At 57.6% G+C, this 13,748-nt stretch carries 14 protein-coding genes; all 14 read right to left on the minus strand.

What is annotated here, in order from left to right; translation table 11 throughout:
• Nucleotides 1-156: 156 nt before the first annotated feature.
• The 14 genes from csrA to SPI05_RS06425 all read right to left on the minus strand — a co-directional run bounded on the left by csrA (nt 157) and on the right by SPI05_RS06425 (nt 13,688).
• A complete protein-coding gene (csrA, locus tag SPI05_RS06360) occupies nt 157-549 on the minus strand; it encodes a carbon storage regulator CsrA (RefSeq protein ID WP_321077169.1) in 393 nt (130 codons plus the stop codon).
• Nucleotides 550-1,134: 585 nt separating this feature from the next.
• The gene (locus SPI05_RS06365; protein ID WP_321077171.1) at nt 1,135-2,535 is read right to left on the minus strand and encodes a hypothetical protein; all 1,401 of its coding nucleotides are present in this window, start codon (nt 2,533-2,535) and stop codon (nt 1,135-1,137) included.
• Nucleotides 2,510-4,603, minus strand: a complete 2,094-nt coding sequence (flhA, locus tag SPI05_RS06370; protein ID WP_321077172.1) for a flagellar biosynthesis protein FlhA — start codon at nt 4,601-4,603, stop codon at nt 2,510-2,512. The genes SPI05_RS06365 and flhA overlap by 26 nt, the downstream gene beginning before the upstream one ends.
• Before the next feature lie 115 nt (nt 4,604-4,718).
• Nucleotides 4,719-5,822: an EscU/YscU/HrcU family type III secretion system export apparatus switch protein gene (locus tag SPI05_RS06375; RefSeq protein ID WP_321077174.1), complete on the minus strand. Its 1,104-nt coding sequence runs from the start codon at nt 5,820-5,822 to the stop codon at nt 4,719-4,721.
• On the minus strand, nt 5,819-6,565 hold the full coding sequence (locus tag SPI05_RS06380) for a flagellar biosynthetic protein FliR (RefSeq protein WP_295027912.1): 747 nt from the start codon (nt 6,563-6,565) through the stop codon (nt 5,819-5,821). The genes SPI05_RS06375 and SPI05_RS06380 overlap by 4 nt, the downstream gene beginning before the upstream one ends.
• A 14-nt stretch (nt 6,566-6,579) precedes the next feature.
• Nucleotides 6,580-6,852: a flagellar biosynthetic protein FliQ gene (locus SPI05_RS06385; protein ID WP_321077176.1), complete on the minus strand. Its 273-nt coding sequence runs from the start codon at nt 6,850-6,852 to the stop codon at nt 6,580-6,582.
• Complete coding sequence (gene fliP, locus SPI05_RS06390) at nt 6,849-8,102, minus strand: flagellar type III secretion system pore protein FliP (RefSeq protein WP_321077178.1); 1,254 nt, start codon at nt 8,100-8,102, stop codon at nt 6,849-6,851. Before fliP ends, SPI05_RS06385 begins: the two co-directional genes overlap by 4 nt.
• Nucleotides 8,095-9,048: a flagellar biosynthetic protein FliO gene (locus SPI05_RS06395; RefSeq protein WP_321077180.1), complete on the minus strand. Its 954-nt coding sequence runs from the start codon at nt 9,046-9,048 to the stop codon at nt 8,095-8,097. The genes fliP and SPI05_RS06395 overlap by 8 nt, the downstream gene beginning before the upstream one ends.
• Before the next feature lie 29 nt (nt 9,049-9,077).
• Nucleotides 9,078-9,827, minus strand: coding sequence for a flagellar motor switch protein FliN (gene fliN / locus SPI05_RS06400; RefSeq protein ID WP_321077182.1), 750 nt, complete (start codon nt 9,825-9,827; stop codon nt 9,078-9,080).
• Nucleotides 9,824-10,744 carry a flagellar motor switch protein FliM gene (locus SPI05_RS06405; RefSeq protein ID WP_321077184.1) on the minus strand — a complete coding sequence of 307 codons (921 nt, stop codon included), beginning with the start codon at nt 10,742-10,744 and terminating at the stop codon, nt 9,824-9,826. Before SPI05_RS06405 ends, fliN begins: the two co-directional genes overlap by 4 nt.
• 105 nt (nt 10,745-10,849) lie before the next feature.
• Nucleotides 10,850-11,443 (minus strand): flagellar basal body-associated FliL family protein, encoded by a 594-nt coding sequence (locus tag SPI05_RS06410; protein WP_321077185.1) that lies wholly within the window; start codon nt 11,441-11,443, stop codon nt 10,850-10,852.
• A 204-nt stretch (nt 11,444-11,647) separates the two neighbouring features.
• The gene (locus tag SPI05_RS06415; protein WP_321077187.1) at nt 11,648-12,586 is read right to left on the minus strand and encodes a flagellar motor protein MotB; all 939 of its coding nucleotides are present in this window, start codon (nt 12,584-12,586) and stop codon (nt 11,648-11,650) included.
• A 56-nt stretch (nt 12,587-12,642) separates the two neighbouring features.
• Entirely contained in the window at nt 12,643-13,413 is a 771-nt protein-coding gene (locus SPI05_RS06420) for a motility protein A (RefSeq protein WP_321077189.1), read from the minus strand.
• 2 nt (nt 13,414-13,415) lie between these two features.
• Nucleotides 13,416-13,688, minus strand: a complete 273-nt coding sequence (locus SPI05_RS06425) for a flagellar FlbD family protein (RefSeq protein WP_321077191.1) — start codon at nt 13,686-13,688, stop codon at nt 13,416-13,418.
• Nucleotides 13,689-13,748: the final 60 nt, after the last annotated feature.

Consider the following 13,748-nt stretch of genomic DNA (forward strand, 5'->3'; position numbering starts at 1 on the left):
TGCGGCACCGTCTACGCACCAGTTTCGGGCATTTAAATGAGTTTGTTAGCGAATTCAGTGAATTTTCAGCGATATTTCTTGATTTCAGGAGCGCATTTGGACGGTTTGCTCAGGTTTATGGGGTTTTATCCAGCTCAGGAGGCGGGCTTGCGGAGATTAATTCGTCTGCGGCGGGCTAGGTTTCGGAACCCGTTTAGCGGCTGGATTTGTCTGCGATGCTGGTGAATTCGGGGAGGGTTTGGGTGTCTGAGATTGGGCAGCGCCTGGCAGAGCTGCTGACCCCTTCATCAACCGGCACAGGTCCAAAGGCTGGCCGGATTTGGGCTTGATGGACTGCAGGGACTGTAGGGCTGCGGCGGCTTCGGTGCCCGACATGGCGGCCTGGTTTTCTTCAGAAACTGCCTGAAGCAACTCGGCCCGGTTGACTGGAACGGAACGCGGGGCATCCACGCCCAAACGCACCGAATCGCGGTGAACTTCCACAACGGTAACCACGATGCCGTCACCGATGACAATCTTTTCGCCTATGCGCCTAGATAAAACCAACACGGGACTACTCTACATGAGATAAACCCGCAAACTCACGATTTTGCACACAATCCGCGAAAAAACAACCCCGACACCCTAGCCATGAACCCCATGTTGGGCCTGTCTTGCATGAATGACCGATTTCGCTATGCTCAGAGCCTATCGGCAGGAACTAGAATCGCCATAACCTGCAAGTTTAGAAAATGGGGAGTCTATGATGGTCCAGATTCTGGGTTGAAATCGGTCATTCGTGCAACTATTCCGAAAAACCAAGGGGGTTTCACTCCCAAACAGGACAGAAATCCGGTAACAAACAGCCCCTAAAATCCCCAGATAACCCGCAATAAAACCTATTAATTCGCTTCGGTGTGCCATATATGGCACACCGAAGCGAATTAATAGGATTAACGCCCGGGCCGGGATTGTCTCAGGGGTTGAGAGTTTGGCACTGACAAACAAAGCAAGACCGCAGTCTGGCAAACGGTATGGGATTATCGCGATGCTTTCCAATCCGGAAACGATGGAAACTCTGTTCACCAAACGGAATGGAATCATCGGCAGCAATGCCAATTGGAGACAGCGGAACCCGGATTTCAGGCGGAAAAATCAGTGCGCGCCGGCGAAAATGTCTTCCAGCAGCATCTTCCAGGCTTCGCCGCGCGCGGGAACCCCGTCCAACATGCCGATGGGAATGCCCACTTCGAACAAAGCGCCGGGATGGTCGGATTCCCAAATGCGCTGAACTGCCAGGGCATCAGGACGTATCGCGTCCGGCAGGCCGCGGATCCAGCTCTCGATTTTGTCCGCGGGGCTACGTGCATCGACTACCGCCCAGGTTTGATCTACATAGATAACCGAGATGAGTTTCGCCATGGTGCGCCGGTGGGCTTCGATGAGCGAATCCGCCAAAGCTAACACACAAGTTTGCCCCGGATGAGCCTCCATCAGGGACTTCAATTCTTCCCCGGAACGAGCCCGCAAAGCCTCACCGGGAAGAGTGGTTTTCGGCCCGCCCAGCACGCAATAGGCGTCCTCGCCCAGCCGACCCGCCAAACGCTGCGCGGTTTCCACAATCGACAGGGATATCGGCGAGGAACCGACCACTACAATCGTGGAACCAGGCTTTTCCAGCAGGGGCACTGGCTCGGGTAAAGCCCCCAGCACATCATCCAGCGCCATCTCGCTGGTGTCCACGGTACCGCTGGCGACGGCCTCAGCCAGGTTTTCGCCTCCCGGCACCCCAGCAAACAACTCCGCCGGGAATCCCAGTTCGCTCAAAGCCGCCGCCGGCAATTTCGGACCGGAAGCAACGCGCGGAGCGGAGGTAACAACACGCCCGGCACTCGCACCCGGCGCCGCCGCCCCTTGCAGGCGCGCATCGAAAGCCCCGCCGGCAGGCCGGGGCATGGCCCCCATCGAGCCGGCTAAACCGGCGGTTTCACTAGCCTTGGGAGCGGCATTCGGTTCAGTCTGAGTTTCGTTGATGAGGGAAGTGGCATCCCCGATTCCCATCTGAGCCATCTGGGCTTCGAGCTGGGCTTGAGCGGCTTCGGTATTGGAACTGAGCTGGGAACGCGCTTCGTCAAGCAGGTGTTCCAGATCGGGATCTTTCTTGGTAGGGGAAGCGGTGCCGCCATCGTCTCGCACATTGCCTTTACCGATCGCGGCAGAATCGGCGGATTCACCAGTATCCGGGGGAGCCTGCTTTTTCTTTCCTAAGCCGGCTTCGTCAGCGTGTTCCGAAAGAGTCTTGTGGGTGGGCTTGGGTTTGGCGCTCGCCGCAGCGGCAGCCGCAGTGCCGGTAGCGTTGCGGAAACTCTGGGGCGGTTCGCCGACCCCCTCGACCTCTACCAGGACTTCATAGTGTTCCTTGGCGAACATCCCAGCCAGGCCGCCCTTGCGGACTTTTTCGGCTTTGAGCACGGTGACCCGTCGGCCCATCCGTTTTACTTGGCCGATGAGGACGTCAAGGCGATCGCCTTCAACCAGATATCGCGTGGCTGCCACTTATCGTTCCCATCGTCTCGATCATTACTTTCGCGCCCGACACTTCGGTATACGACAGCACCGGCAAACGCGCTATACCAAGGTTAACAAGTTTTCGCAGCGCTGGGCGTAAGACAGGCGCACAAACTAAAACAACAGAAAATCCGGTCTGCTCCGCCTGCTCGGTCACTTCGCGAGTCTGGTTCAGGAAAGTCTCCATCCGATCCGGATCCAGAGCCAGTTGGGAGCCTTCATCGCCGGGACGTACGCTCTCCAGCAGGGACTGTTCAAAAATCGGATCCAAGGTAATGACCCGCAGTACCCCGTCCATCACGTACTTTGCCACGATCGAGGGACCCAACTCCGCTCGAGCCGCCTCGATGAGCTGCTCAGGTTCGGTGGTCTGCTTGCCTTTCACGGACAGTGCCTCAAAAATCCGGGGCAGGTCCAAGATGGGGACCTGTTCTTCCAGCAAGCCTTGCAGCACAACTTGGACTTCACCCAGGGACAGCATCGCGGGGATGAGTTCCTCCACGGCGCTCGGGTTCGTCTGGCGCACCCCGTCTACCAGGATACGCACGTCTTCACGAGACAGGAGCCGCGCCGCGTTCTCGCTGACCAGCGCCCCCAGATGGGTAATCAGCACAGAAACACGATCTACTACGGTCGCTCCACCCAGCTCGGCGTTGTAGCGCAACTCCACGGGAATCCATTTGCCGGTCAAGCCGAATACGGGTTCGTTGGTGATTTCACCAGGCAGGTCGTCCAGGATATCGCCCAAGGCCAGAACCTTTCCAGGCGGGGCGATGCCGCGGCCGACTTCCACGCCGGACATGCGGATGACGTAGGTGGACACGGGCAGGTCTACAGAATCGCGGGTGCGCACCGGGGGCAGGACGAAGCCCGATTCGAGAGCCACTTTGCGGCGCAAGCCGCGCACTCGCGCCAGCAGGTCGGTGTCGGTGTTTGCTCCCACCAGGTCGATGAGGTCAGGAGCGAGGAGGATTTCGAGGGCGGGGACTCGCATCTGTTCGATGAGCTGTTCGGGGGTTTCGCCCGCGGGCTTGGAGTTGTCCTCCTCGACCACAACTTCTTCCTCAGCCTCGACTTGCTTGAGTTTCGCCATGGAGCGCCACCCGGCATACAGCAGCAGGGCGCCGATAACAAAGAACGGAGCCTTCGGCATGGCCGGAATAATCCCCATGAAGATGCAGGCCATCCCCGCGATAAACAGCGCGGCGAAGGACTGGGTCAGCTGGCGAGAGAAGTCTCCGCCGATACCGCCTTCGGGAGAGTCCTTGGAACGGGTGACGATAACGCCGGTAGCCAAGCTCATCAGCAGGGACGGAATCTGGGAAACCAGACCATCGCCGACCGTCAGCTGGGAGTATGTCGCGATGGAGTCGCCAACCGACATGCCTTCCACGACCATGCCGATGATGAAGCCGGCGATGAGGTTGACGATGGTGATTACGATACCGGCGATAGCGTCACCCTTGACGAACTTGGAGCCACCGTCCATAGCGCCGTAAAAGTCGGCCTCGGAAGCAATCTCGGCACGCCGGGCACGAGCGGTTTCTTCATCGATGAGACCGGAGTTCAGGTCGGCGTCGATAGCCATCTGTTTACCGGGCATAGCATCCAAGGTGAAACGCGCCCCGACTTCCGCCACACGTCCCGCGCCGTTGGTAATGACGACGAAGTTGATGATGACCAGGATGACGAATACCACCATGCCGACCACAAAGTTGCCGCCCACCACGAAAGTCCCGAATGCCTCGATGACTTTGCCGGCTTTCGCGGAACCACCCCCGGATCCGGGCGTCAAAATCAACCGGGTCGAAGCGATGTTCAAACTCAGCCGGAACAGTGTCAGCACCAAAACCAGAGTCGGAAACACCGAAAAGTTTAACGGCTTGGCAACGAACATGGTCGTGAGCAAGGAAATCATGGACAGCATGATGGACATGGTGAGTAGGACGTCCATCATCCACGGCTGCAGCGGGAAAACAAGTAACATGACGATGCCGACAATCCCCACGGGGACTATCAGCTTCGGTATCATTGTGGCATCAAATTTGCCCTTCACGTGCCGGTCTCCTCACGGCCATGGACTCCATTCCTCACTTATCTTACCGTTGCCCCATCGGCAAAAGGGTCGTTTACATTAGTTTTTCCAACTTTTTAGGGGCAAAACTGGTTCATCAGGATTCCTTCTCAAAGAGGTAAGAGGGCATCTTGTGAACCCCGCCGCGAGTCCCGCGCTTTTTCAGAATCAGCACGAAGGCAAGGACCTGGGCGACCGCGGTGTAGAGCTCCTCGGGAATCGCCGCACCGACCTCGACTGTGGAATACAGAGTCCGCGCCAGCGAAACGTCCTCTACCTGGGGAATCTTTGAATCTTGGGCGACTTCACGAATCCGCGAAGCAATATGGTCCACCCCTTTCGCCAGGACTTTCGGGGCGCCCTGACCCGCTTCGTACTTGAGAGCAACAGCGTAGTGGGTCGGGTTTACCACCACTACGTCAGCGTTAGCGGCGTCGGCAATCATCCGGTTGCGGCTCATGGCGATGGCACGAGAGCGGCGCTGGGACTTAATCAACGGGTCGCCTTCGTCCTGTTTGTATTCTTCCTTGATTTCCTGCTTGGACATCTTGGTCTGTTTCTGGTTCTTTTTAAAGATAAACAGAGCGTCCAGCACGGAGACCGCGATGCCGGCGATAACCGAAGCCCAAATGAGCAGCCACATCTTGCCCTGACCGTAGGCAATCAAATCCCACAACGAGATATGTCCGGCCGCTCCCATTATCTCGGCGACCCCGGAAATGACTACGTACAACACGATGCCCACGGCGATGGTCTTAAGCAGGGCCTTCAAACCGTTCCACAAGGGCTGGATGCCGACTACTTTCTTAAAGCCCTTGACAATGTTCAGGTTTTGCAGTTTGGGCTTCAAGTGTTTGGCGGAAGGGAACACGCCTTTACCTTGGATAATGTTCACCATCACGGCGACCAGCAAAATGGCCAGCATAAACGGCAGCAGAGTCCACACAATCGTGCCCAACGAGGAGGCCAGGAAACCCACGATTTCTTGCTTAGAGGGAACCTCTTTCAGGGTCACCGCCGTCAAAGTCTGATGGCGAGCCTTTTGGAACGCCGTGTCCATCATGAACGGAAGCAAGGCTGCCCCGGCGGCCAAGGAAATCCACCCGGTCAGATCTTGGGACTTTTGCAGGCCACCTTCCTCACGAACTTTTTTCAGATGCCGCGGGGTGGCCTTTTCAGTCTTTTCGCCGGAATCGCTCACATGAACACCCCCTGGAAACTCACCATGACCTTATCCATCAGTTTCTCAACGACCTGAGGAATGACCACCATAATCAGGGGGGCGGTGAACGCGGTCATCATAATCTTCAGCGGGAAGCCCAAGGTAAAGGCGTTCATGGCCGGCGCGACCTTGGTCAACAGACCCAGACCCATGTCGGTGAGGAACAGCACCAGCAGCAGCGGCCCGGCAATCTCTATGGAGGCGACCATCAGTTCACCGAAACGAAACACCAGACGGTCGGCGTAGTTGGCCATGTCAAAGACCGCGCCGACCGGCATGGCGTTAAAAGAGCGCGCCAGTCCCATTATCAGCAGCTGATAGCCGTTGGTAGCAAAAAGCATGGCCATGGCCGTTAGTTCGTAGACCCGCCCGAAAGTCGCCTGGTTCGTCATGGTCAGCGGGTCGAAGGCCTGGGCCATCGCAAAACCGCCTTCAAAGTCTATGAGCGAACCGGCCATCTGGAGTGCCGCGATGATGATGCGCACCATGACGGCCATAGAAAAGCCTATGAGGGCTTGAATCAGCAGCTCAAATAGGAATACGTCCGATTGCTCTATCGGCCCGACCCGGCTCATGCAAGCGAACCCCAAAGCGGCGCCCAGCAGCGCCTTAACCCGGCCGGAAATGGCGCGACTGTTGAAGGGCGGGCACAGCGCCAGGAAAACGGTAGCGCGCACGGTGGCCAGGGCAAAAGCGGTAAAGAGAGCGAGATTGATGGTCATAGCCCCACCTTGCCTTAAGAATTCAGCAGAGCCGGAATCCGCGCCATCATGTCCTGAGTGGTGGTGACCAGGGTTTGCAGCATCCAGTAGCCCGAGATGTACAGGGCGATGCCCACCGCCACGGTCTTTGGCACGAAGGTCAGGGTGACTTCCTGGATTTGGGTGATGGACTGGAACAGTGAAATCAGGAAACCCACGACCAGCGAGGTAATCAAAATGGGTGCCGACAATTTCGCCCCCATCAACATGGCGGTCAAAGCGAGGTCCAAAACAGCGGAGGAATTCATCGGTACGTTCCTATCAAGGTCTTGGTCAACAAGCCCCAACCGTCAACCATGACAAACAGCAAAACCTTGAACGGCATGGAAACCATCACGGGAGGAAGCATCATCATACCCATACTCATCAGGGCAGCGCCGACCACCAGGTCAATGACAAGGAAGGGGATAAACACCACAAACCCGATGATGAAGGCGGAACGAACTTCGGAAATCATGAACGCCGGCACCAGGGTGGTAAAGGGGGTTTCTTCCAGACTGGGTGGGTTAGCGCGATCAGCAGCGCGGGTCATCAGGGCGATGTCCTCTTCGCGGGTCAGCGGTCCCATGAATTCACGCACCGGTTTTTCCGCGAGCTTGAGCATGTCCTGCACTTCAATTTTGCCGTCCATATACGGCTGCACGGCATCTTGCCAGATAGACGTGATGGTCGGGCTCATGATGAACAGGGACAGGAAAATCGCCAATCCCGAAATGACCTGGGTCGGGGGAATCTGGTTTAAGCCCAAAGCGTTACGTGCCATCGCCAAAACGATGAAAATCTTGGTGAAGGACGTCATCATCAACAGCAGTGACGGCGCCACTGAAAGCACGGTAATCAGCAGGAACACCAGGACGGCGGTGGAGGGCGCTTTATCCCAGCCGTTGACGTTCAGTTGAATGCCGGGTTTTTCTGGATTGACCGGGGCGTTCGGGTCATTGGGACCGATGATGTCTCCCGGATCCGTTAACGGGTCAGGTTGCCCAGGTTGGATTACATTTGCAGAGCTCACAAGGGCGGATTGTCCTGGTTGACTGAGCGCGGGGTCTGCCGACTGGCTCACGGTTGACGCGGCCGGGGCGACTGCGGGGTCGGCTGAAGCGTGGGGCATGGAAAAATTAATGGCAAAAACCGCCACGACAGCCAGGAACCAAGCCAGCTGCAGGCGCAGACGAGCCAAGCGCTGTTCCGGGCTCAACTCCCGATGTTTCAAGCCGAATCCGAAGCGAGAGCTGCGGGCACGTTCGCGTTTTTCCCGTTCCAGGCTGGCGGCATCAACAGCGGTTCGCCCGGAACCGATGGTGTCCGCACTGAAATCGGGGGGCAAGGTGAAAGTGACACCCAGGCGCTCCCAGTGAGCGGCGCTGGCGCGATACTGTTCGCGAACAGCCTGACGGAAGGCAGCTTGGCGCCGCGCTTGGCGCGCCTGGCGCTCCCGCGTATAGGCATGAAACTCCGCCACCGAAGCGGCGTGTTGGGTCAGCAGCATGTCACTCATGCGGACTCACCGCCGAAGTCTGCGAGGCGGCGGCAGGAAAAGTTTTCTCCGCGGGCTTTTTGTCGCTCGCCGCGGGTTTCGTAGGCGCTGTTTTCGTGGGGACGAGCTGACCGTCCGCGGCAGGTTTCTGCGGTCCTTTGGCCCCGAATTCGGCGGCAATCTGAGAGGCTAGAGCATCCATCTGTTCCTCAGTGACCTGCGACTTCGGCTTGGCCTTGGCTGCGGCGGCTGGCGTTGCGAGCCTGGCCTGCACAGCAGTACGGCTTGGCGTGACTGAACGAGTCTCGGTAGGCTTCGGGCTCGCCGACTGCGGCGAGGGGCGCGAGCCCCGCTCGACACGTTTCGTGGCGCGAGCCAACAGCTCTCCAAAAGGCCGGGACACCGGCTGATTAGCCCGCTCCTGAAAAGCCTCGGCGGCAGCGCTCAGTTCCGCGGACATTTCCTCCGTGTCATAAATCTCGGCGATGGGAGTGACGGAGGAATCCCCCGCCCCCACCAGGAACATTCGCCCGCCAATCTCGATGAGGGCGACTTGGGAAACCCGAGACAGCTGCAGCCGAGACACCAAACGCAAGCCCGGACCCTCGTAATCACCGAGGTTGGTGCGCTTGAACCAACGCCACAGCAACCACATCAGCAGGAACACCACCACGATTCCCACGATGAAGCGCAGGAATATCATCATGGGGTTCTCGGCGGGCTGACCGGTCAACGGCACGTCCGGGGTAAGCGTATCGGAGGCAGGGGAACTCGGCGGGGTGTTCTTTGCGGGTGTAGTCGGACGGGAAGCTGGAGTGGAGCCGACCAGCTTCGTGTTGCCGGTCGGGCTGGGGCTGGCCGGATCTGAGGTTTCGGAAGCGCTCAGAGCCGCGGCAAGGTTATTGAGGTGAACGTAACCGAGCGTTGTCCACGCCACACCGGTCTGTAAGACGCCCAGTAAGCTCACCGCTCACCCCTTTTCGACTGATCCATTCACTAGGACTGGCTCTGATTCTGTTGATCGGCCAGAGACACAATCTCCGTAATACGAATACCGTATTCTTCGTCAACCACGACAATCTCACCGCGAGCAATGAGGCGGCCATTCACCATGACGTCAGCGGCTGAACCGGCGGAACGATCCAACTCGATAACGGAGCCGGGGGACAAATCCAGCACGTCATGCACCGCTAACTTGGTGCGCCCGATTTCCGCCGTCAAAGTCATCTCGACGTCATAAAGCAGTTTCATCGACTCGGCGCGCTGCTCGGGAGTGGCAGTGGCCTGAGTGACCGGGCCTTCGGGAGTCTCCTGGGCTTTGTCCTCGGCGGCGGTTTCCTGGACCGGCGCGGGACGCACCGCTAACCAGCCCTGCACCGTGCCGTCAGCCTCCAAGGTGGCCTTAATCCAGTCTTCGCTGTCCAGTAGGTCGTCTACGGTTCCCTCGGTGGTGTTTTCCATGACCCCGGTCCCCAGGGCAGAAGTGGCCGCTTCCAAAGCCGGCAACAACGCCTGGGTCTGGGTCAACCCCTCCGCGCCCTCCAAGGCTTCCGCAATAATCGAGGAGGCGACCAAGCACACCTGCAGAGATTCTTCGGCGGACAGAGTCGTGACCACTGCGGGAGAATCAGCACCCGGCATCGGGTCGCCGGGCTCCCATGAGGATGCGGTAAGCTCAGTGGTCGAGGGTAGTAGTGGTATGACCGCCTGGGCAGCATCCAGAACCTGATTCGGGGTCACGCTCATTTCTTTTCTCCTTTGTTAACCGAAACCACCATCGCCGCCAAACGCGACCCGGAAGTTCCTGCAGCCGTTTCTGCCAAAATCAAATCCCCAACCACCATATCCAATGGACGAGAGGTCGGGTGGATTAAAGGTAAGGTATCGCCGATAGCCAGGCCATCGAGTTCACGCGGATTGACCTTCCGGGGAGTGAAACGCACCGCCACCTCAACCGGCACGTCTTCGATAGAATCCACCAGGAGCTGACGCACCGCGGCGGCTTCCGCTTTTTGCTGTTCGGTACGAGTGTCATGGACATCGCCCTGATGAATCGCATCCGTAATCATCGACACCGGCATCATAATGGAGCAGTCATCCTGGTGTTCCCCGGCGGTCAAAGAAATCGGGGCAAACAGCACCGGAGTGGAACCGTCCACGACCTGCACAAACTGAGGAGCATACTCGATGGTGCGGAATTGGCTACCCAGCGGCAGCATCGATTGGAAAGCCATATCGAGGTCAGAAAGCACCCGCTTGAGGAAGTCAATCAGGACCGAAACCTCGACCTCGGTCAGTTCCCGGTCAGGAGTCGATTCCACGTCTCCGGTTCCGCCCAGCAAGTGATCGACCCAAGCCAGAGCGGTTTGGCGAGGGAATTGCAAAACTCCCTTGTTGCGCCCCCCTTGGAAATCAATAATCACCATCAGAGTCTGGGTCGGCAGGGTCTTAATGTAATCGTCATAAGACCGCATGGACAAATCCCCGACGTCACCGGTTATCACCACATGCAGGCGTCCTACCAGCTGGTTGACCCAGTGCCGGGTAAAGGCTTCCAGAGCCATCTCCATAATGCGCGCGTACTCACGCGGGAGTTTCATCGGTTTACTAAAGTCGTAAACTCTCGCATCTACGTCAGTCTGAACGGTACTTGTCTTTGCCATCGTTTTCCATTTTATCCAGGTAAACCGTTAGAGTTTGGGGTTTTCCTGCGTTGTTAGAAAGAATCGCCTTCAGTTGCGGGTGTTCCCCGCCAGCAAGTTTGAGCTTTACTGGTAGGCAAAAGTGGTGAACTGGACAGTCACCACGTGTCCGTTATAAGGCGGAATCGGGCTCTTGTTCAACTCGGCGGTATATTTCTTTTGCAGCTCCTGCATCGCGCCGGGCTTGTCCAAATCCTCTTTCTTCATGCCTTTGAACAGCCGTAAAGCCGCGTCGCGAGCGGGGGACGGATCGATGTCCGAGCTGCCCTCGCCCTCCGGCTTGATTTCTTCGTCAAAGTAAATCGTGGCCGCAAACGACATGAATCCATCATCGAGGTTGATACTCAGCGGCTCCCCCGTCGACACCGACTGCTTGCCCATCACCAGAGCCTTAGTGGTCTCTACGGGTTTCGGGGATTCCTTTTCACCGTCTCCTCCCCCGATGACACCGAGCAGCTTCAGCGCCAGGAACACGCCCACCGCTAATACGGCCAGAAGCACTACAATCAGGACGACGAGCAGAATCTTTTTCGCGCCGCCCTTCTTGCCCGGTTCCGCTCCCACCGGAGGCGCGGTTGGGGGCATAGCCGGTTTAGCGGCTGCCGGGACCGGTTTTGCGGCGGTGCCTCCCGCTGGTTTCGCTCCAACACCGACTGGCATATTTCCTCCCTAAGGTCCGGACCAGCATGGCCGGTTCCGGTCTGTGTTTAGAATCGGACCGCGTCAGAGACTTTGCAATTGACCTGCACCGGGACGATTCGTATTATCCTTTTCCTACGTTACCTGTAAAGTCCTGCTCTCGGGGCGGCTTGACCCCGAAAATCTAGCTTTTTCGATGTCATCATTCGATGAAACCCGCCCAGCCTAGTTCTCGTCGCCTGTAGCGCCTGCCTCACCCGCGGTGCCTTCCGGCGGCGGGGGCGCTAGGGACGGGGCAATATTGGGAGGCGGCGGGGCGATGTTGGCATTTGTCCCACCCGCGAGCTGTTTCGCCGCATCGGGCAGTAAGGCGCGGACGGAATCTTTTGCGGTTGACATAATGACAATATCCACACGCCTGTTGAAAGCCCAAGCATCCTGACCGTCTGTAGCCTCAGTCTGGTGATCGGCTCCATACGAAATCGTTCGCAGTTTCGCCCCCGGCACTCCACCGTCCTTTAGCGCAATCAGCACCTCAATGGCACGAGCTGAAGCCAGGTGATAGTTAGAGGGGAATCTCGCGTTAGCGATTGGTTGCGGATCGGCATAACCTTCGATGGCAATGCTTTCTTCTAGAGACGCCAAAACCGGGGTCACCGCACTGAGTACCTCACGAGCGGTGGGCTGAATCGTTGCCTCTCCAGTCTTAAAGTAGGTGTCGTTGGCGACCATGCCCAACACCAGCCCCTGGTCGGTGATTCGCATCGCCAAGGCGCCTTCCTTGCCAGCCGCTTTCAATTGTTCTTCAACCTGTTTCTTGATGGAGTTCAGGTGACTGGCTTCCCTCATAGCCTGCATGCGTTCGGGCTGAGATTGAGGATTTTGGTTCAGGTTACCCATCAGACTGCCCAGCTGCACCGCCGAGGTGGAACCGGCCAAAACGCCCAGTCCCCCATCGGTTTGGAGCGGATTGGCAATCTGAATGGTGGCGTTGAAACCGGCCGCCAGGGACGCGCGCAGCTTGGCCAATTTGCCCTGATCAACTTGAGAAATCGCGTACAGCACCAGGAACAGGCACATCATGACGGTAATCATGTCCAGATAGGACACTGACCAACGCTCGGTGTTGTCAGGTTCCGGACATTCATGCTTACGCTTTGCCATACAAGTTCCTCCTCTCGGTGTTTGCGGAAAAGTCGTTTCCTAACGACGGGTCAGGGCTAGGCCGCTTTTTCGGCCTTTAGTTGGTTCGGCGGAATCAACGAGCGCAGACGTTCGCCAACCTGACGCGGGTTCGCCCCGGACTGCAGACTGATGAGCCCTTCCATGACGATTTCCATCCGTGCCAACTCCAGATTGGAGATTCTCTCCATACGGGAGGAAATCGGCAGCCAAATCATGTTCGCACTGAGCAGACCCCACAGGGTAGCCACGAAAGCCGAAGCAATCAGTGGACCCAAAGTCTCGGGCTCGGACAGCTGCGTCAGCACGTGCACCAGGGAAATCACGGTACCGATAACGCCAATGGTCGGAGCGTAACCGCCAGCGGCGTGGAACCAGGCATAAGCGGTCTTGTCTGACTGCTTGCGAGCCTCAATTCTATCCGTCAGCATGGAACGCAAATCTTCGGGATCCATGCCATCGATGGCAGCCATCAAACCTTCACGCATGAACGAGTCCTCAATGCCTTTCGCGGCGTCTTCCAAAGCCAACAGACCTTCGCGGCGGGCTTTTTCAGACAGAGACACGATGGTGTCAATCGCGTCGGTAGCATCGGGAACCTTAGCTGTGAATGCTTTCGGAACTTGGCCAAAAGCATAGAGGAAGTCTCTCATAGTGAAAGACGCCATGGTCGCCAGAATCGTCCCCCCAAAGACCAGGGTCATGGGCGGGGGCAACAGGATGTTTGTAATCTCGGCACCCTCCATATACAGCATGGCTACTACTGCCGAGAGCGCGCCAACGATGCCAACGATTGATGCGGGATCCATACTTAGTCCTCCGAATCTTTCTCAATGTTCACCACGGTAAGCCTCGCCGCAGGCGTCGAAATCCGGGAATCGTCTTGGATGAGTTCCTCAACGCGAGCCAGCAGGCGGGCGCGGTCCTCACGAATCAGTTCGATGACTTCGGTCACGGTTTGGGAAACCACGTAGCGAGTTGCGTCCACCATGACAATAATCGTGTCAGGCGTGGACTCGACGCGCTCAATCAGGTCAGGGTTCAGGACAAAGTCCGACCCGCCCAAGCGTGTCAACGCAATCATGGTTCCTCCTCTGCGCGGTTTTCCTTAACTTCGGTGTTTTTTCTGAAATTGAAAGGCTTT

It is taken from the genome of Mobiluncus sp. (assembly GCF_034180645.1).
In the GTDB taxonomy this organism is placed as follows: domain Bacteria; phylum Actinomycetota; class Actinomycetes; order Actinomycetales; family Actinomycetaceae; genus Mobiluncus.